The following is an 18,535-nucleotide window of genomic DNA, read 5'->3' on the forward strand; positions in this document are numbered from 1 at the left end:
CTGACACCTGGTGATCAGCGGAACTCGACCTCGCTGACTTCCACGCGCACCAGCTGGCGGGACCAGCTGCCGTCCGGCAGGGCGATGCGCACGCTGCGTCCCTCACGGGTCTGGCCGGGGCGCAGGTAGGTCTCGGGCAGCCGATACTCGCCGACCCACAGCGGCGCCTCGCGTGTCGCCAGCAGACGGCCATCGTCGCCATAAAGACGCAGTCTTGCCCGGGTGGCGATGACGTTCTGCCCGGCGGTGTTCTGGATCTCGAAGCGCAGCACGGCGTCGTCATCGTCGATGTCCACGGCGGTCAGTCGTGCGACGACCCCATCACGATGTCCCTCGCTCAGCAGCGTCGGATTGGCCAGTGCGCTGGCATTGAGGCGTGCCTGGGCCGGAGCCGGAGCCGGGGCAGAGACGTTGGCGCGGGCCGGCACTGGTTGCCCTGCATCGCCAGCGGCGGGCGTATTGGCGGGTACGACCGGCAGGGCGGACGAGGTGGGTATCGTCGCGCTGCCGAGCGTCGAGCGTGGGCTCTGCTCGTCGGAGACTTCCAGCAGATACTCCCAGCTGTGGTCCGGCTTGAGCAGCACCTTGACGCCACTATCCAGCGTGATGGTCGTCGGAGAGCTGATCGGCAGGCTGTCTGCCATCAGCACCGGGCTGAGCAGGGCACCGGCCAGAAGTGACAGGCCTCGGGTGCCAAGGTGGCGCGTGATCTTCCATGTCATCAGGCGAGCCTCCTCAGGCAGTGATGCGCTCGACACCTGTCTCGCGACCGACCAGCAGTACATCGGCGCCACGGGCGGCGAACAGACCATTGGTGACGACGCCGACGATGGCATTGATGCGGGCTTCCATGGTGATCGGGTCTTCGATCAGGAAGTTGTAGCAATCGAGGATGCGGTTGCCGTTGTCCGTCAGAACGCCTTCACGATAGACCGGGTCCGCGCCCAGCTTGACCAGTTCGCGCGCGACGTAGGAACGTGCCATCGGAATGACTTCCACCGGCAGCGGGAAGCCACCGAGGATGTCGACCTGCTTCGAGCCATCGGCGATGCACACGAAACGCTCAGCGCAGGCCGCGACGATCTTCTCGCGGGTCAGCGCCGCACCACCACCCTTGATCATCGCCAGACGCGGATCGATCTCGTCGGCACCATCCACGTACACCGGCACGGTGCCCACATGGTTGAGCTCGTAGACGTCGATGCCGTGGCCCTTGAGGCGCTGGGCAGTGGCTTCGGAGCTGGCGACGGCGCCGGCAAAGTCGTGGCGAACCTCCGCCAGAGCATCGATGAACAGGTTGGCGGTGGAGCCGGTGCCGACGCCGATGATGGTGTCGCGGTTCAGCAGCGGGCGGATCTCATCAAGGGCAGCGCGGGCCACGGCTTGCTTCAGCTCATCCTGGGTCATGTCATACCTCGGGTCGGTGGGGCAGGGGTGGAGAGTGGCGGTCATCGCGTCGGCAAGGGAGCCTGGCGCGTATCCCGACGTGTCTGTGCCTCATGCTGTTGCACGGCAACCAGAAGCGCAGACAGGAAGCGAGTCGGGCGACGCAACGCGAGAAAACGCCACATTATAACGGCAAACGTCGCGATGGCGCTGGACGCTCTCGCCGGCGGTCTGATAACAATGGGGGTTCGGTCGCACCCATGCGGCCCGCGCTGCGACACATCAGGACATTCCTATAATGCTCGAACACTACGTCAAGAAAATCCTGTCGGCTCGTGTCTATGAAGCCGCCCATGAAACCCCGCTCTCGTCAGCCCCGATGCTGTCACGTCGTTTCAGCAACCAGATCTTCATCAAGCGGGAAGACCTGCAGCCCGTCTACTCCTTCAAGATTCGCGGCGCCTACAACAAGATGGCGCAGCTGAGCGATGAGCAGAAGGCCTGTGGCGTGATTGCCGCCTCGGCGGGCAACCATGCCCAGGGACTGGCGATGGCAGCCAAGCTGATGGGCGTGAAGGCCGTCATCGTCATGCCGCGCATCACGCCGGAGATCAAGGTGCAGGCGGTACGTGAACGCGGCGCACGCGTGGTGCTCAAGGGCGATGCCTTTCCCGAGGCGCTCGCGCATGCCCAGGCATTGATGCAAGAACATGGCTACACCTTCATTCCGCCCTTCGATGACCCGGACGTGATCGCCGGGCAGGGGACGGTGGGCATGGAGATCCTGCGTCAGCACCCGGGCAAGATCGATGCGATCTTCGTGCCGGTGGGCGGCGGTGGCCTGATTGCCGGTGTCGCGGCCTACGTGAAGTATCTGCGTCCGGACATTCGTGTCATCGGTGTCGAGGCTGAGGATGCGGCCTGCCTCAAGGCGGCCATGGAGGCCGGCGAGCGTGTGGTGCTGGACCAGGTCGGCGTGTTCGCCGAGGGAGTGGCCGTGGCGCAGATCGGCGAGGCGCCGTTCGAGATCATCCGCCATACCGTCGATGAAGTGATTACCGTCAATACCGATGAGATGTGCGCGGCGGTCAAGGATATCTTCGAGGACACGCGCGCCGTGTCAGAGACCAGCGGCGCTCTGTCGCTGGCCGGCCTCAAGAAGTACATCCAGCAGACTGGCGCGGAAGGGCAGACGCTGGTCTGCATCAACTCCGGGGCCAATACCAACTTCGATCGCCTGCAGCACATCGCCGAGCGCACCGAGCTCGGCGAGCAGCGGGAAGCCATTCTGGCGGTTACCTTGCCGGAGCGCCCCGGGGCCTACAAGCAGTTCTGCAAGGTGATCGGCAAGCGCATGGTCACCGAGTTCAACTACCGCTATGCCAACCCGGAGGAGGCGCACGTCTTCGTCGGTGTCCAGGTCAAGCCGGGCGGGGAAGACCGCGCAGCGGTGGTCGAGAAGCTGCGTGAGGCGGGCTACGCGGTGGAGGATCTCACCGACAACGAGCTGGCCAAGCTGCACACGCGTCATCTGGTCGGGGGGCGCACCAGCAGCGACCTCGAGGAGGAGGTCTATCGCTTCGAGTTCCCGGAACGTCCTGGTGCCCTGATGAACTTCCTGACCCATCTGCCTGCGGACTGGAACATCTCGCTGTTCCACTATCGCAATCACGGCGCGTCCCATGGGCGAGTCCTGATCGGCATGCAGGTGCCCAATGGGGATCGCGCCGAGGTCGAGAAGTATTTCGCGGAGATCGGCTATCGCTTCTGGAAGGAAAGCGACAATCCGGCCTATCGCCTTTTCCTGTCATGATGTCGGCCATGCCTCGCCTGCCTGGATGAGGTCGCTCTGAATCAAGTGGGCATCAGGCGGATGGCATTCATGATTGGCAGTATGAAAAAGCCCCTGTTCTCGTCTGAGAGCAGGGGCTTTTCTCGTCATGATGGTGAATGGCATGACTGATGACTTGTACTTAGGTGGGGCGTCAGAGATATCGAACGTTGTTTTCCCTCCAGGCCTTGCCAGCCCTCGCCTGCAGCGCGAAATGCAAGCGTGGAAAAACGTTCATTCATACGGCTGCATGGTGATTGTCATACGCAGGTCAGATGCCTATCATCGTGGGCACTGTCAGGAAGACAGTCATCGACAACCGTCACGCGAAAGCCACTGACGATATAAGAAGAAGCCCGCTCTCATGAAACGCAAGCCCGATCTGGTCATGGCCCTGGTATTCATTTTCGGGATTGGTGTCGTCGCCACCGGCTACGCCCAGACCGTCATGGGTTCCTGAATCGTGCACTGCCGCCTTCGGGCGGCAGTGGCGTTTTCAGAGGGAGAGTCGTTCTCGCGCTCTGCCTTTCTGCCCCCCTGCCCCCCTTTCCCTCCCGCTCTTCTCCTTGATCTCCAGGCACGTCTGCTCCCCCTCAAGTCCGAGCACGCCCGCGACATGCTGGCGCCGTTGACCGCCCGTGCGTGACTGCCCCTGCGTGAGCATCATGACGATGCGTTCCCATGCCTGCGGCCTGGGCGCACGATCTCGCGATCACTGACGATGGCATCCAGCGGTATGTCCCAGGCTTGTACCGGCAAGGCCGGCACCTTCTGACAGTGATGGGCGAGGCCGATCAACCTCGGTCTTGGCCCGGCGCGACGGGTGAAGGCGAAGCTGCGGTCATAGAAACCGCCCCCCATGCCGATCCGTGCGCCAGCCTCATCGAACCCCACCAGCGGCATCAGCACGATATCCAATGCCCAGGCCGGCAGGCGTCGGCCCTTGTGGGCTCCGAAGCGCGTGTCAGGTTCGGCGATGCCGAAGCGATTGCTCACCAGTGGGGTATGGTCGTCGTAGCGGACGAACCAGAGTGAGTTGACCGCGAAGGGTCGCAGGACCGGTAGATAGACGCGTGCTCCCCGACGTTGCAGCCATCGGCACAGACGGGTGGCGTCGATCTCGCCATCATTGGGCAGGTACAGGGCGATGTCCCGGGCACGCAGCAGTTCCGGCAGACGCTTCAGTCGTCGCAATAGGGCCTGCTCGGCATTACGGCGCTCGGGGGCCGTCAACTGGCGTCGCCGTTGGCGCAGCAAGCGTCTCAGGGCGCGGCGATCCGCAGTGGGGTGATCAAGCTCGCTGGACAATGGCCAGAGCGTGACATCACGTGAAAGCGAGGGAGGCGAATAGTGATTCGCGAGGGCGGCGCGAGCCGCAGGGGGTTTGAGCATGCCTGACATTCTCCGTCAGACAGGGTTCTCCAAGGTGCCGGTGTTACCGGGGGCCCTTGAACCCAGCGGTTCAAGGTGGGTAGTCCCGCGCAGCGCATCAGGCTTTCCGACGCACGGACATGCACACAGCACTGCGCAGTGGACTCCCTGGGAATAGCTTATAAGCTCGAGGGACATCGGCAACTGTCGTACACCCCAGAGAACTCCTTCAGTCTACCAAACCCCGTCTGCCGGCCCAAGGCTTAATCCTGTCGGGAACAGACTGTTGCTGAAATTTATCAGTTGTTTGATTCTCAAGCGTTTTTTGCTTCGTCAGCACGCGCCTTCGCACGTTGGACAGACTCGGCTGGTACCTGCTTGAGGGCCGCATCCAGCTGGCGATCCAGCGCCGTGAGGCGTGTCTCGAAATCCTGCTGCATGGCGCGTTCGCTGTCGCGGCTGTTGATCAGTTCGTGAGAGATGTTGAGCGCGGCCATCAGGGCGACCTTGTCGGCACTGATGGTATTGCCACGTTGCTGGATGCCTTGCATGGCGAGATCCAGGTAGGCCGCCGCACGGGTCAAGCCATCTTCCTCGCCGGGTTGGCAGCTGACGGTATAGCTGCGGCCGAGCAGGCTGATCTCGGTGGTATTGCGGGGAGTCGTGGAGTCGCTCATGTCAGTCCTCTCGGGCCATGTCCGGCGTCGTCCTGATTGACGGCGGCGTCCTTGACTGGGCGTCACCTCGCAGTGAGGACGGCAAGCCAGAAGGAGGGCCAGTGCGGTAAGATGGGGGCATTCTCGAGCCACTATAGAGAGCCGCTTCTGGAGGGTCAACGCGCTGCGCAGTGCGGCTGTCACCCAGCATGGCGCTCAGGGTTCGAGCGGTAATCGTCGATTGCCGATGCCTTTCTCACCGACTCAATGGACCCGCACCATGGCCATCATCAACGATACCTTCGACTTCTCTCTCGTCGCGGACCAGTTCCTGGTTCACGGCAGCCTGAACAACCCTTCCTTCCTTGATGGACAGCTGGTCGCTGCCCTGGCGATGGATGACATCAGCGCGGAAGACTGGTTGAGCCGCGTCTGTGCCGCATTGGGAGTGGAGCAACCGGCCACCCGTGAAGCGGGCGAGGTGTTTCTCAGCTGGCGCACGCGCAACCAGGAGCGCCTGGCGGCCAGCGAGATGAGCTTCGAGCCGCTGTTGCCGGACGACATGTTCTCCCTGGCCGAGCGTGGCCAGAGCCTGCGTGAGTGGACGCTGGGCTTCCAGGAAGAGCTGGCAGGCGCCGATGGCGAGGTCCGCAAGGGCTGGAGCCAGGCATTGCGTGATGCGCTGAGCGATGTCGAGGCCATCTCGAGCGGTCTGGCCAACGCCGAGGACCTGGATGACGACAATGCCGAGGACGAGGCGGATCTGTTCGCGCTGGCCGACCACGTGCGCATGGCGGCCCTGCTGCTGTATACCGAGCAGCACCCGGGCAACCCGGACGTCGAGAAGCCCAGTGACGATCAGTTGCCGGAAGGCGGACTTGAAGGCAGTCTCGGGGTCAGCTCGCGCAACGACACTCACTGAGTGAGGCAGATTGCCGCTCGCAATACCCGGCGGCCGACCCCATTTCGGGAAGGATTGTCCCTTCGGGAGCCTCGTCCTTTCCCGCTACATTCTGATTCGTGTCGGGCAGGCCATGACATGCCTGCCCGACACGGATCCCGACGGAGAACGCCATGATCGTCCCTGAAATCCTGCCTGCGCCGGCGGCGCTGACTGCTGATGACTTCTCGGCGCGTCGCCAGCGTCTGATGATGCAGCTGCCTCGTGATGCCGCGGTACTGGTGTTGTCGTCCGGCCTGGCGCAGCGCAATCGTGACAGTGAGTTCACCTTCCGTCAGAACAGTGACTTTCATTACCTGACCGGCTGGCCGGAACCGGAAGCGGCATTGTTGCTGTTGCCGGGGCGCGCGGAAGGCGAGAGCGTACTGTTCTGTCAGGAAAAGGATCCGCTGGCGGAAGCCTGGACCGGTATCCGTATCGGTGCCGAAGGGGCCGTGACGCAGGCGGGATTCGACCAGGCCTTCACCAATGATCAGCGTGAGGATGTCATGGCCGGTCTGCTGGATGGCCGTGGGCGTCTCTTCGTGCTGTTCGAGGACGACGAAGCACTGGCGCTGGCGCAATCGCTGCGCGAGGAGCTGGCCGCGGCCGTGCGTCGTGGTGCCCGCCCGCCGGTCGCCTTTGAAGACCTCGCCCCGCTGTTGCATGAGCAGCGCCTGATCAAGGATGAGCGTGAGCTGGCGCTGATGCGTCACGCGGCGGAGATTTCCGCTCGCGCCCACATCCGTGCCATGCGGGCCAGCCGCCCCGGGCTGCACGAGTATCATCTGCAGGCCGAGATCGAGCATGAATTCCAGTGGCAGGGCGCTCCGGCACCCGCGTATACCAGCATCGTCGGTGGTGGCGTGAATGCCTGCGTGCTCCATTACATCGAGAACCGTGCTCCGCTGATCGATGGCGAGCTGGTGCTGATCGATGCTGGCGCGGAGTACGCACTCTATGCCGGCGACATCACCCGTACCTTCCCCATTAATGGTCGCTTCAGTGAGCCCCAGAAGCGTCTCTACGAGATCGTGCTCAAGGCCCAGGAACGTGCAGTGGCCGCCGTGGTGCCGGGTGCGACGTTGGTGGGCATTCACCAACAGGTGGTGCATGACCTGACCGCCGGCCTCGTCGAACTGGGCCTGCTGCAAGGTGAAGTGGAGGCGTTGATCGCCGATGAGGCCTATCGCCGCTTCTATCTGCATTCCACCTCGCACTGGCTGGGACTGGATGTGCACGATGTCGGCAGTTACCGCGAGAACGGTGAGCCGCGTCCGTTGCTGCCCGGCATGGTGCTGACGGTCGAGCCGGGGCTTTATGTGCCGGACGCCAGTGACATTCCAGCCGAGTATCGGGGGATCGGGATTCGCATCGAGGACGATGTGGTGGTCACCGCGGACGGGCACGAAGTGCTGAGCGCCACGGTTCCCAAATCCGTCGAGGCCATCGAGGCACTGATGCGCGAAGGAGCCTGACATCATGAGTGAGCCAGCGGCAGCATCCCCGGTAACGTCTGCGCCGGAGCGATTCGATGTCGTCATCATCGGTGGTGGCCTGGTGGGCGCGAGCCTGGCCTGTGCCCTTGCACCCTTGATGAACGGGCAGCAGGAGGATGGGCTGCGCGTGGCGGTGGTCGAGGCCAACCCCTTGCCTCCCGCGGAGGATACCGGGCGTTTCCAGCCCAGTTTCGATGCGCGAGCCAGTGCCATCGCTGCCGGTTCACGCCAGCGCTTCATCGCCTTCGGGCTGTGGGAGGCGATGCGTGAGCACGCCACGCCGATTCGTACCATCCATGTCAGCGAGCGCGGCCATCTCGGGGCCACACGCATGCGGGCCGAGGAACTGGGGGTTCCCGCGCTGGGGCATGTGATCCCCAATGCCTGGATGGGGCGCGTGCTCCATCGGCGTCTGGCGGAACTGCCGCTGACCTGGTACTGCCCGGCACGCGTGGCGCAGATCAGCGTCAGCGCGCAGGGGCACCGCCTGCTGCTGGAGGATGGACGCCTGATCGAGGCGGGACTGACCGTATTGGCAGATGGCGGGCGCTCGGGGCTCAAGGAGCGTCTCGGCATCCATAGCGAGACGCATGCCTACGAACAACAGGCGCTGATCGCCACCGTCGAGATGAGCCAGCCCCACGCGGGGGTGGCCTATGAGCGTTTCACCAGCGAGGGACCGATGGCGCTGCTGCCGCTGGGTGGCCGTCGAATGGAGTTGATCTGGACGCGTTCTCCCGACGAGACGGCTGTGCTGATGGACATGCCGGAGCCCGAGTTTCTCAAGGCGCTTCAGGCTGCCTTCGGCGAGCGGGCCGGCCGTTTCCGGCGGGTCGGGCAGCGCCATGCCTATCCCCTGTCGTTGATACGTGCCAGCGAGGGGACACGTCCCGGACTTGCGGTGCTCGGCAATGCCGCTCACTCGCTGCATCCGGTGGCAGGGCAGGGCTTCAATCTGGCGCTGCGCGGCGTGACGGATCTGGTGGCCGCCATCGCGGCGGGACAGGCACGTGGTGATGCCGCTGGCGATGTCAGCGTGCTGAGTGATTTCGAGTCGCGGCGCGGTGCGGACCGCGACAATGTCGTGTTGTTCAGTGATGGCTTGATCCGCCTGTTCGGCGTCGAGAGTCGTTGGCTGGGGCATGCTCGGGCGGCAGGGCTGATCGGCCTGAATCTGGTGTCACCGCTCAAGCGCCTGCTGGCAAGGCGCTCGATGGGCATTGAGCGCTAGGCGTAGCGAGTACTTGCCAACGGGCCAAGCGATGTCGTGAGTTGCGCCACAGGCTTGCGCCCCAGGGTGGCGTCGATGAGTGACCAAATCGCCGCCGGATTCACGAGACTCTCGCCAGGAGAGCGACGCGCGACAGGCGTCATACAAGGGAGCAGGCATGAACGAGCATCGGAGATTGGATGCACCGCATGAGGTGGATGTCGCCATCGTGGGCGCCGGTATCGTCGGCGCCACGCTGGCGCTGCTGTTGGGGCAGGGCGGCCTGCGCGTCCTTCTGATCGAGGGTCGCGAGGGCATCGTCGACTGGCAGCCGGCGCTGGCACCGGAGCCGCGTGTCAGTGCGCTGACGCCGGTTTCGCGTCAATTGCTCAGCGGCCTGGGGGTCTGGAAGGACATCGCACAGAGTCGTCTGATGCCCTATACCGGCATGCAGGTCTGGGATGCCGAAGGCAATGGCGAGATAGGCTTCAGTGCCGAGCAAAGCGGTGTGTCGGAGCTTGGGCACATCGTCGAGAATCGGGTCACTCAGGCCGCGCTTGAGCAAGCGATTTCCCGGTGTCCCTCGATCACGCGCCGTTATGGTGTCCGGGTCAGCGGCCTGGGATTGCCCAGGACGGGGTCAGCTTCAGTGGTAAGTGCTTACCAACTTGAGGGGGCCGAGGCAGCAAGCCTGACACTGAGCGACGGTAGCAGCGTCGCGGCGGGGCTGGTGGTGGCGGCTGACGGGGCGCGTTCCCGTCTGCGCGAGCTGGCGGGCATCGAGACCCGTGAGCACGATACCGGCCAGGTGGCGTTGGTCACCACGGTGCGCACGGCGCATTCGCATCAGGGCGTCGCCCGCCAGCGCTTTCTGCCCACCGGGCCGCTGGCCTTCCTGCCGCTGGCGGTCAATTCCGCCCTGGTACATCCCGAGGGCGAGGCATCCGGCGCCCAGCGCCATTGCTCCATCGTCTGGTCCACCACTCCGCAGGAAGCCGAGCGCCTGCTGGCATTGCCCGAGACGGACTTCTGTCATGAGCTCGAAGCAGCCTTCGAGGGAAAGCTCGGCACGGTGGAATACAGTGCCGAGCGCTTCAGCTTCCCGTTGCATCAACGTCATGCGCAGGAGTATGTGCTGCCGGGGCTGGCGCTGGTGGGGGATGCCGCGCATGCCATTCACCCGCTGGCGGGGCAGGGGGTCAATCTTGGCCTGATGGATGTCGCCGTGCTGGCGGAAGAACTGCTGGATGGGCACCGCCGCGGCGTGGCACTGGGCGATGAGCGCTGGTTGAAGCGCTATCGTCGACGCCGGCGCAGCGACAATGCCGTGATGCTGAAGATGATGGATGGCTTCCGCCTGCTGTTCGGCAGCCGGAAGCCGGGGGTACGCCTGGTGCGTAACCTGGGACTTGGCTGGGTGGATGGCAGCGTCGAGCTCAAGCGCCTGCTGATGCGCCAGGCGATGGGGGAGCGTGGGGAGTTGCCGGAGAGCTGCCGACCACGCTGACAGTGAGCGCTCACCTCTGGACGTGACAGTTAGCACGACGACAGGCCAGGCGGGAGATGGCAGACCTGCCGATTGGCGCGCGAAAGACGACACGACCCCGCCAGTTGGCGGGGTCGTGTCGTTTACGGCGAAAGAGAGACTATTGCTCCGAGGTGGCGGGAAGCGTGGCCTTGAGAGCCGCGCTGCGACCCAGCACGTTCATGCCCTTGAGCAGGTTGAGTGCTTCCCCCAGCTGGTAATCACTTTCGGCGACCACCGGGCTGTCCGGTGCCTTGCTGGAAGGCGTCGATGAGTCGCCATTGGCATTGTCGAGACGTCCGTCGAGATCCGCCTCGCGTACGCTGAAATCACGCCGCGTGTCCCGCTCCAGTCGTCCGCGCACCACCTCGACATCCGGGCGGATGCCCTCTGCCTGGATCGAGCGCCCGTTGGGCGTGAAGTAGAGTGCCGTGGTCAACTTGAGGCCGTCGCCGTTGCCCAGTGGCATCACGTTCTGTACCGAGCCCTTGCCGAAGCTCTCGGTGCCCATGATGATGGCGCGGCGCTGGTCCTGCAGGGCACCTGAGACGATTTCCGCGGCGGAGGCCGTCCCGCCGTTGATCAATACCACCAGCGGCGTATCACCGGCCGGTGTCTCGGCTCTGGCCGAGAAGGACAGCTCGCTGTCCGGCAGGCGCCCTTCGGTATAGACGATGCGGCCGCTCGTGAGGAAGAGGTCGCTTATCTCGACGGCCGCTGACAGCAGCCCCCCGGGGTTGTTGCGCAGATCCAGCACCAGACCCTTCAGCGCGACATCGCCGCTTTCCTCGCGCAGCTCCGTAAGGGCGCGTTTCGCCTCATCGCCCGTCGCGCTCTGGAACTGGCTGACGCGCAGGTAGCCATATCCCGGCTCCAGCAGGCGCTGACTGACGCTGCTGCTCTTGATGATGGCCCGCTTGAGCACGACCTCGCGGGGCATGTCGGCGCCTTCCGAGAGTACCAGCAGGCGAATGGTCGATCCTTCCTCGCCACGCATCAGCTTGACGGATTCCGTCATCGACAGACCCTCCATCGGCGTGTCGTCGATCTTGAGGATCACGTCACGTGGTTGGAGGCCGGCACGTGAGGCCGGGGTGTCGTCGATGGGGGCGATGATGGTCAGCTGGCCATCCTCATCCATGCCGACCTCGATGCCGATACCGCCGAATTCCCCATCGGTGTTCTCGCGCAGGTCCTGCCAGTCATCCTGATCCAGATACGCCGAGTGCGGGTCCAGCCCTGCCAGCATGCCACGCATGGCATTCTTGAGCAGCGTGCGGTCATCCACTTCATCCACATAGGTGCGCTTGATGCGCTCGAAGACTTCGGCAAAGGTGCGCAGTTCCTCCAGCGGCAGGCCATTGGCCGATTCGCTGGAGGAGGCAGGCATGGCTCCCTGCCGCGCATCTTCAGCATGGGCCGGCACTCCGCCGCCCAGCAGAACAAGGCTCAGCGGCACGCTGACCGCCAGCTGACGCAGGCGACGCGGGGCAGGACGGAATGACGACGATGCGGACATGCGATTTCCTTCTCGACGGAGACTGGCTCGACTGATGCCGAAGCGCCTGGCAGTTCAGCCAGAGGGGAAGAGGCGACCCCGACGCTCGCAGTCACGGATGACTGCGAGCATATCCCGCCCGGGTACCTGCCGCCTAGCCTGTCGCCATGTTGCGCCATGGCTGACTGGCTCAGCGGCTCGACAGCCAGCGTTGCGGGTTGACGGGCTTGCCGGCGCGGCGTACTTCGAAATACAGCGCGGCACCGTCACGGCCACCACTGCTGCCGACACTCCCCAGCTGCTGGCCGCGTGACAGGCTGTCACCGGGGCCGACGCTGAAGCTTGCCAGATGTGCGTAGAGCGTCAGCACGTTGTCGCCGTGGTCGATGATCAACAGGTTGCCGTAGCCGCGCATCCAGTCCGCGAAGACGACACGACCGGCATGCGGCGCCGTCACAGGCGTGCCCTGGGACGCCTGGATCAGCACGCCATCACGATTGACGCCTTCTCCCCCGCCATAGGCCGAGATGACCCGCCCGGGGGCCGGCCAGTCCATCTTGCCCATCGCACGCGTGATGCGTGTCCTGGGGGGCGGGGCACTCTTGATGGCCTTGAGGCGCTTCTCGAGCGTCTGGATCATCTGGTTGGCATGGGCGCGGTCCTGATCCAGCTCGGCGATCTTCGCCTCATGGCTGGCATAGCGGGCATCCAGGGTGCGCAGCAGAGCGGCGCGCTCATTCTGCTGGGCCATCAGTTTGCTGGCTTGCTGCTTGAGGCCTTGCTGCACCTCCTCCAGTCGTGTCTGGCGTGCCAGCAGACTGGCGCGGGTACTGGCCAGTGAGGCATCCAGTCTGGCGAGGCGCTCAAGCGCCTGCCGGCGCGAATCGCTCAAGTGATTCAGGTATACCTGCAGGCGTTCGAGACGCGCCGGATCATCCTGATTGAGCAGCAGCTTCAATTCGGGTTGGCGACCCAGCCGATACAGGGCGGCCATCTCCTCGGCCACGGCAGCCTTCTGCGCCGTCTGCTGCTGGATGAGGGTCTCACGCTGGCGCGTGAGCCTGGTCAGTTGCTGCGTGATGTCGTCGCGCTCATCCTCGAGTCTGCCGGTCTGCTGGCGAGTCTCGTTGAGCTGGCGCTCGATCTTCTCCAGGCCATTGCGCGTATCGCTGCGCCGCGCGGCAGTGGCCTTCAGCTCGCCCTGCATCGCCTGTATCTCGTGTTTGAGACGCTTGAGGTCGGCTTCGGAGGCTTGCTTCTTCTGGGTCAGGGTCGCGCTGCTGTCCGCGGCCAGTGCCGAGGGGGGGGCCAGCAGCGGAGTCATGAGCAGCAGGCAGGCAGACAGCACAACGCCGGAGACAGGGCTCCGGCGTTTGAAGAATCGGTAGCGCCTGCCCGGTCCGGATACCAGACAGGCATCCGGACCGGGGGAGGCGCCGGGCACGCCACTCGGCGCGCCCTGCAAGGGGCTATCAGGCACCGGCATAATCGACCAGCACGTTGCCGTCCATTTCCTCGGGGACCGCCTGCCCCATCATGGTCAGCAGGGTCGGGGCGAGGTCACACAGGCGTCCCTCGGAGGCCAGCTTGACGTCACGCTGGGTGACGTAGATCAGCGGCACTTCAAAGGTGGTGTGCGCCGTCTGCGGGTTGCCGGTCTCCGGGTGCACCATCTGCTCGGCATTGCCGTGGTCCGCGGTGATCAGGCATTCGCCACCGACCTTCTCCAGCGCCTCGACCACGCGGCCGACGCAGCCATCCAGATATTCGATCGCCTTGACGGCCGCATCGAACTTGCCGGTGTGTCCGACCATGTCGCCATTGGCGTAATTGCAGACGATCAGATCATAGCGGCCGGATTCGATGGCCTCGACCAGCTTGTCGGTGACCTCCCCGGCGCTCATCTCCGGCTTCTCGTCGTAGGTCTTCACGTCCTGCGGCGAGGGCACGAGGATGCGGGTCTCGCCGTCGAATTCGTCTTCGCGGCCGCCGGAGAAGAAGAAGGTCACGTGGGCGTACTTCTCCGTCTCGGCGATACGCAGCTGAGTGAGGCCGCGATTGGAGACCACTTCCCCCAGGGTATTGGGCAGGTCGGAGGGTGGGAAGGCAGCCGGCGCCGGAATGTCGGCGGCGTACTGGGTCAGCATCACCAGACCGTCATGGGCCAGCTTGGGCGGCGTGCGCTCGAAGCCGGAGAAGTCCGGCTCGACGAAGGCGCGGGTCAGCTCGCGGGCACGGTCGGCACGGAAGTTCAGGAACAGGGCAGCATCGCCTTCCTGCATGGGGACGGCGTCGCCGATACGCGTGGCGCTGACGAATTCGTCGGTCTCGTCACGCTCGTAGGCGGCGGCAAGTCCTTCCACACCGCTGGCGGCTTCGTGGAGGCCCTGCCCTTCGGCGATCACGCGATATGCCTGTTCGACACGGTCCCAGCGGTTGTCACGGTCCATCGCGAAGTAGCGACCGACGAGGGTGGCGACACGGCCTTCCTCGAGTCCGAGACCTGCCAGGTGTTCATCGGCACGCGCGATGGATGCCTCTGCGCTCTTGGGCGCGGTGTCGCGGCCATCGAGAATCGCGTGGAGGTAGATGCGCTTGGCGCCCCGCTCGGCGGCCAGATCGGCCATGGCGAGGATGTGGTCTTCATGGGAGTGCACGCCCCCGGGAGACAGCAGGCCGATCAGGTGCACGGCACGGCCAGCCGCGATGGCGGCATCGAGAGGCGCGGTCAGGACAGTGTTGTCCTTGAGGGCATTCTCGCGCACGGCCTTGGTGATGCGGGTGAAGTCCTGGTAGACGATGCGCCCGGCCCCCAGGTTCATGTGCCCGACCTCGGAATTGCCCATCTGGCCATCCGGCAGGCCGACATGGCCACCGTCGGTATGGATCAGATCGCTGGGATACTGCTGGCGCAGGCGATCCATGACCGGCGTGTTGGCGGCAAGAATGGCGTTGTCCTTCTCTTCCTCGCTGTGGCCGTAGCCATCGAGAATGATGAGGGCGACGGGACGCGGACCTTGTGCTTGAGCTGCCATGACTTCCTCGCTGTGATGACGAATGAATCCTCTGGAGCAGGACGGCAGGGGCAATCGCGCAGGGTGGCTGTCAGGCGATCACGTGCCTGTCATGTCCTGCGGGCATCCTCTGCCGTCTTCCTCATCCGGTGCGTTCACCGCTTGCTGCACGGGTGAGGCAAGATGTAGTGATAAAACTACCTGCTCATTCTGACCTCTATTAGAGAGGCGGTAAGGTGCCGAGTGCAAGTGCTGGAAGCGTATCGGCAAGATTGGATTCCCCTATCGCGGGCAAGTTCAGTGCGTCCCCGTGGCGCAGGCGAGGGCAGGGCGGCGTTACGCCTTTTTGATGCCATGTCGCGGGCATTCATGGCAGGGGCTGTCATGTATAATGCTGGCTCCGTTACCTCGGGTAGCGGTCTATTTCCTTTGCCGCGTACGTACCGGCATGCACGTCACAGCGGAGTTAGCCCGTCTCATGATCGAACAGCTGCTTCAGTTCGCGCAGAATCATCCCTTGCTGGTGGGCGCCTTCGTCGCCCTGCTGGTCGCCCTCATCGTCATGGAAACCATGCGTGGCAACCACGGGGTCAGCGTCAGCGAGGCCACGCGACTGGTCAATCGCGAAGAGGGTGTCTTCATCGACATCCGCGACAGCAAGGAATACAAGGCCGGCCACATCGCCGGTGCCGTCAATGTTCCCAGCAGTCAGCTTGCCAGCGCGACCACGCCGCTGGACAAGTACAAGGACCGTCCGGTGATCATCGTCTGCAAGCATGGTCAGACCGCTGGACCGCTGGTGGCGCGCCTGGAGAAGGCCGGCTTCAAGCAGGCGGTCAAGCTCAAGGGTGGCATGGGTCAGTGGGAAGCCGACAGTCTGCCGGTCGTGACTCGCTGAGCGACCTGCGGGAAGCAGGCCGATGGCCCAACAATAATTCTCCGTACATTCAAGGATATGTCTCATGGCTGAAGAACAGAACGCACAGGCGGCACAGGGTGCCGAACAGGCTCAGGATCAGCTCCAGTTCGCCCTGCAGCGCATCTATGTGAAGGACGTGTCCTTCGAAGCGCCGAATTCTCCGGCGGTCTTCTCCCAGCCGTTCCAGCCGAAGGTCAGCCTGGAACTGGATACCGAGCACCAGCAGGTCGGTGAAGAGCTCTTCGAGGTGTCCATCAAGGTCACCGCCCAGGTCTCCAACGGTGAAGACCAGACCACCGCCTTCCTGGCCGAGGTCGAGCAGGCCGGTCTGTTCCGCATCGCCGGTCTGTCCGCCGAGCAGCTGGATCACACCCTGGGGGCCTTCTGCCCGAACGTGCTGTTCCCGTACGCGCGTGAAGCCGTCGACAATCTGGTCAACCGCGGCAGCTTCCCTCCGCTGATGCTGGCACCGGTCAACTTCGAAGCCATGTACGCTCAGCGCAAGCAGCGTGAAGCGCAACAGGCGGGTGAAGCCACCGCTCACTGATCCGTGAGACGGCCAGCAATGGCCGTGAGATGGCAATGACAGTGACGGGCCCCAGTGGCCCGTCACTGCGTTGGTGGCCACCATGATGGCCGTGCTTTCCTGAACCTATTTCTCTTCCCCTTTCATCTCCGTGTCGGCGTGCTGAGTGTCTCTCACGGCGCTGCCGCGCGGCGCATTGCTCGCGAGACTTTCCCATGGCCATTCGTCTGCACTGTCCCGATCTTGATCTCCATGTCAGCGCCGGGGCGACCTTTGCACTGCCCGAGGGGCCTGCACGCCATCTCGGTCTGGTGTTGCGGGCCCGGGTGGGCAGCGAAGCACAGTTGTTCGATGGGCACGGGCAGGAAGTGCGCGTGTCGCTCGAGGAGGTGTCCCGCAAGGGGGTCAGCGTGCGGGTGATCGAGGCGGTCGCCAATGACAGCGAGTCGCCACTGGCAGTGCATCTGGGCCAGGCGATCTCCAAGGGCGATCGCATGGATTACGCCATCCAGAAGGCCTGTGAGCTCGGGGTCGCTGCCATCACCCCGCTTTACACCGCGCGTGGCGACGTCAAGCTCAAGGGCGAGCGCGCCGACAAGAAACTCGCGCATTGGCAGGGCGTGGCGGCAAGCGCCTGTGAGCAGTGCGGTCGCAGCGTGGTGCCGGTGGTGCATGCGCCGATTCCCATGGCCCAGTGGCTGGATGAGCGCGATGAGCCACTTCGCCTGATATTGCAGCCGGGCGGTGCCGAGGCGCTGAATGCCGCCGAGAGCGAGGGCGGCGTGACGCGTGCCAGCCTGCTGATCGGCCCTGAGGGCGGCTTCACGCCGGAAGAAGTCACCCAGGCGGCTGGCGCGGGGTGTGACGTCCTGGGGCTGGGCCCACGGATACTGCGTACCGAGACGGCGCCGGTGGTCGCGCTGACGCTGTTGCAGCAGCGCTTCGGCGATCTGCCGCGCTAGGCAGGACGACACCAGCATTGTTGAAGCCCCGGCAACACTGCGTGAGGCCTTGAGCGTCCTCATGTCAGTGGTGGGCAGCGTGGTGCTGCTGCATACTTGTCCCATCTTCCCGCGCAACCCGTTTCGGGGTATCGCGCCGGGTAACATCCGCTTTTCTCATTGCCGGCCGGCTGGGTCGGCAGTGTCGTCAGAAGGTTGCCTCGATGACTGCTCGCAAGCTCAAGATCGGCGTGGTGATGGACCCGATGTCCAGCGTCACCTACAAGAAGGACACCACCCTGGCCATGCTGTGGGCCGCCGCCCAGCGTGGCTGGTCGTTGCATTACCTGGAGCAGGAAGATCTCTATCTCGAGAATGGCCGTGCGATGGGACGGATGCGGGATCTCGAGGTCTATCGGGATCCTGATCACTTCTATCAGCTGGGCGAGGTCGTCGCGACGCCGCTGGCCGAGCTTGACGTGATTCTGATGCGCAAGGACCCGCCCGTCGACGAGCACTTCCTGAACGCGGTCCACCTGCTGGGCTTCGCCGAACGTGAAGGCGTGCTGGTCGTCAACCCGACGGCCGCGCTGTTGACCTGCAACGAGAAGCTGTTCGCGCAGCAGTTCACCCAGTGCATTCCGCCGACGACCGTCTCGGCCAATGACAAGGTGTTGCGCGCCTTCCACGCGGAGCATGGCAATGTCATCTTCAAGCCGCTCGATGGCATGGGCGGCAGCGGTATCTTCCACGTCGCCGAAGATGGTCGCAATCTGGGATCGGTAATCGAGCAGCTGACCCTGCGTGGCCAGCGTCAGATCATGGCACAGCGTTACGTGCCGGAGATCAGTTCCGGCGATACCCGCATCCTGCTGGTCGATGGTGAGCCGGTGCCGTTCGGTCTGGCGCGCATTCCCAGCGCCGGAGAAACGCGTGGCAATCTGGCGGCTGGAGGACGTGGTGAGTCGCGTGAGCTGACGGATCGCGATTACTGGCTGGTCGAGCAGGTCAAGCCGGTGGTGAAGTCGCTGGGACTGATGTTCGTCGGTCTGGACGTGATCGGGGATTACATCACCGAGATCAACGTCACCAGCCCGACCTGCGTGCGTGAAATCGATGACCAGCGCGGTACGGACATCGCCGGGCTGCTGATGGATGCCATCGAGGCACGCCTCACGGCGCAGCAGTCCGCTTGATTGCCGCCGTCAATGGCGTCGGT

General features: G+C 64.3%; 15 protein-coding genes, 1 other RNA gene and 1 pseudogene. 9 read left to right on the top strand and 8 right to left on the bottom strand.

The genetic code is table 11. The annotated features are described in order from the left end of the window. Positions 1 to 14 precede the first annotated feature (14 nt). Positions 15 to 722, bottom strand: coding sequence for a DUF3157 family protein (locus HXS66_RS10550; protein ID WP_176503521.1), 708 nt, complete (start codon positions 720 to 722; stop codon positions 15 to 17). A gap of 13 nt (positions 723 to 735) precedes the next feature. Then, positions 736 to 1,407 carry a ribose-5-phosphate isomerase RpiA gene (gene rpiA, locus HXS66_RS10555; protein WP_077379692.1) on the bottom strand — a complete coding sequence of 224 codons (672 nt, stop codon included), beginning with the start codon at positions 1,405 to 1,407 and terminating at the stop codon, positions 736 to 738. 256 nt (positions 1,408 to 1,663) lie between these two features. On the opposite strand from rpiA, the pseudogene ilvA reads away from it, so the two are divergent. Then, positions 1,664 to 3,199: pseudogene (ilvA, locus tag HXS66_RS10560) on the top strand (threonine ammonia-lyase, biosynthetic); the annotation flags it as partial. Between the two features lie 681 nt (positions 3,200 to 3,880). Here the strand turns inward: ilvA and HXS66_RS10565 are convergent. From HXS66_RS10565 to HXS66_RS10575, 3 genes are all read right to left on the bottom strand, one after another. After that, positions 3,881 to 4,609, bottom strand: coding sequence for a 5-formyltetrahydrofolate cyclo-ligase (locus HXS66_RS10565; RefSeq protein WP_136939481.1), 729 nt, complete (start codon positions 4,607 to 4,609; stop codon positions 3,881 to 3,883). A gap of 22 nt (positions 4,610 to 4,631) precedes the next feature. Beyond that, a non-coding RNA gene (gene ssrS / locus HXS66_RS10570) (6S RNA) lies at positions 4,632 to 4,814 on the bottom strand. Positions 4,815 to 4,902: 88 nt separating this feature from the next. Next, positions 4,903 to 5,265 carry a cell division protein ZapA gene (locus HXS66_RS10575; protein WP_077379686.1) on the bottom strand — a complete coding sequence of 121 codons (363 nt, stop codon included), beginning with the start codon at positions 5,263 to 5,265 and terminating at the stop codon, positions 4,903 to 4,905. A gap of 259 nt (positions 5,266 to 5,524) precedes the next feature. Here HXS66_RS10575 and HXS66_RS10580 point away from each other — a divergent pair, with 259 nt between their 5' ends. From HXS66_RS10580 to HXS66_RS10595, 4 genes are all read left to right on the top strand, one after another. After that, the gene (locus HXS66_RS10580) at positions 5,525 to 6,166 is read left to right on the top strand and encodes a UPF0149 family protein (RefSeq protein ID WP_176503522.1); all 642 of its coding nucleotides are present in this window, start codon (positions 5,525 to 5,527) and stop codon (positions 6,164 to 6,166) included. A gap of 152 nt (positions 6,167 to 6,318) precedes the next feature. Then, complete coding sequence (gene pepP / locus HXS66_RS10585; RefSeq protein ID WP_373996126.1) at positions 6,319 to 7,662, top strand: Xaa-Pro aminopeptidase; 1,344 nt, start codon at positions 6,319 to 6,321, stop codon at positions 7,660 to 7,662. 4 nt (positions 7,663 to 7,666) lie between these two features. Next, complete coding sequence (ubiH, locus tag HXS66_RS10590; protein WP_176493819.1) at positions 7,667 to 8,914, top strand: 2-octaprenyl-6-methoxyphenyl hydroxylase; 1,248 nt, start codon at positions 7,667 to 7,669, stop codon at positions 8,912 to 8,914. A 157-nt stretch (positions 8,915 to 9,071) separates the two neighbouring features. Then, positions 9,072 to 10,400, top strand: a complete 1,329-nt coding sequence (locus HXS66_RS10595; RefSeq protein ID WP_176503523.1) for a UbiH/UbiF/VisC/COQ6 family ubiquinone biosynthesis hydroxylase — start codon at positions 9,072 to 9,074, stop codon at positions 10,398 to 10,400. A 139-nt stretch (positions 10,401 to 10,539) separates the two neighbouring features. Here HXS66_RS10595 and HXS66_RS10600 read toward each other — a convergent pair whose 3' ends face one another. From HXS66_RS10600 to gpmI, 3 genes are all read right to left on the bottom strand, one after another. Then, positions 10,540 to 11,937, bottom strand: a complete 1,398-nt coding sequence (locus HXS66_RS10600; RefSeq protein WP_176503524.1) for a S41 family peptidase — start codon at positions 11,935 to 11,937, stop codon at positions 10,540 to 10,542. Positions 11,938 to 12,106: 169 nt separating this feature from the next. Next, positions 12,107 to 13,396 carry a murein hydrolase activator EnvC gene (locus HXS66_RS10605; RefSeq protein WP_176503525.1) on the bottom strand — a complete coding sequence of 430 codons (1,290 nt, stop codon included), beginning with the start codon at positions 13,394 to 13,396 and terminating at the stop codon, positions 12,107 to 12,109. Further along, positions 13,389 to 14,951 carry a 2,3-bisphosphoglycerate-independent phosphoglycerate mutase gene (gene gpmI / locus HXS66_RS10610; protein ID WP_077379675.1) on the bottom strand — a complete coding sequence of 521 codons (1,563 nt, stop codon included), beginning with the start codon at positions 14,949 to 14,951 and terminating at the stop codon, positions 13,389 to 13,391. The genes HXS66_RS10605 and gpmI overlap by 8 nt, the downstream gene beginning before the upstream one ends. Positions 14,952 to 15,408: 457 nt before the next feature. Between gpmI and HXS66_RS10615 the strand changes: the two genes are divergently transcribed. The 4 genes from HXS66_RS10615 to gshB all read left to right on the top strand — a co-directional run bounded on the left by HXS66_RS10615 (position 15,409) and on the right by gshB (position 18,512). Further along, positions 15,409 to 15,828 carry a rhodanese-like domain-containing protein gene (locus HXS66_RS10615; protein ID WP_077379673.1) on the top strand — a complete coding sequence of 140 codons (420 nt, stop codon included), beginning with the start codon at positions 15,409 to 15,411 and terminating at the stop codon, positions 15,826 to 15,828. Between the two features lie 64 nt (positions 15,829 to 15,892). Beyond that, complete coding sequence (gene secB, locus HXS66_RS10620) at positions 15,893 to 16,396, top strand: protein-export chaperone SecB (protein ID WP_077379671.1); 504 nt, start codon at positions 15,893 to 15,895, stop codon at positions 16,394 to 16,396. A 194-nt stretch (positions 16,397 to 16,590) separates the two neighbouring features. Further along, a complete protein-coding gene (locus HXS66_RS10625; RefSeq protein ID WP_084209531.1) occupies positions 16,591 to 17,337 on the top strand; it encodes a 16S rRNA (uracil(1498)-N(3))-methyltransferase in 747 nt (248 codons plus the stop codon). A gap of 203 nt (positions 17,338 to 17,540) precedes the next feature. Next, positions 17,541 to 18,512: a glutathione synthase gene (gene gshB, locus HXS66_RS10630; RefSeq protein WP_176503526.1), complete on the top strand. Its 972-nt coding sequence runs from the start codon at positions 17,541 to 17,543 to the stop codon at positions 18,510 to 18,512. Positions 18,513 to 18,535 lie beyond the last annotated feature (23 nt).

The sequence above is a fragment of the Cobetia sp. 5-11-6-3 genome (assembly GCF_013374055.1).
Taxonomy (GTDB): Bacteria; Pseudomonadota; Gammaproteobacteria; order Pseudomonadales; family Halomonadaceae; genus Cobetia; species Cobetia marina.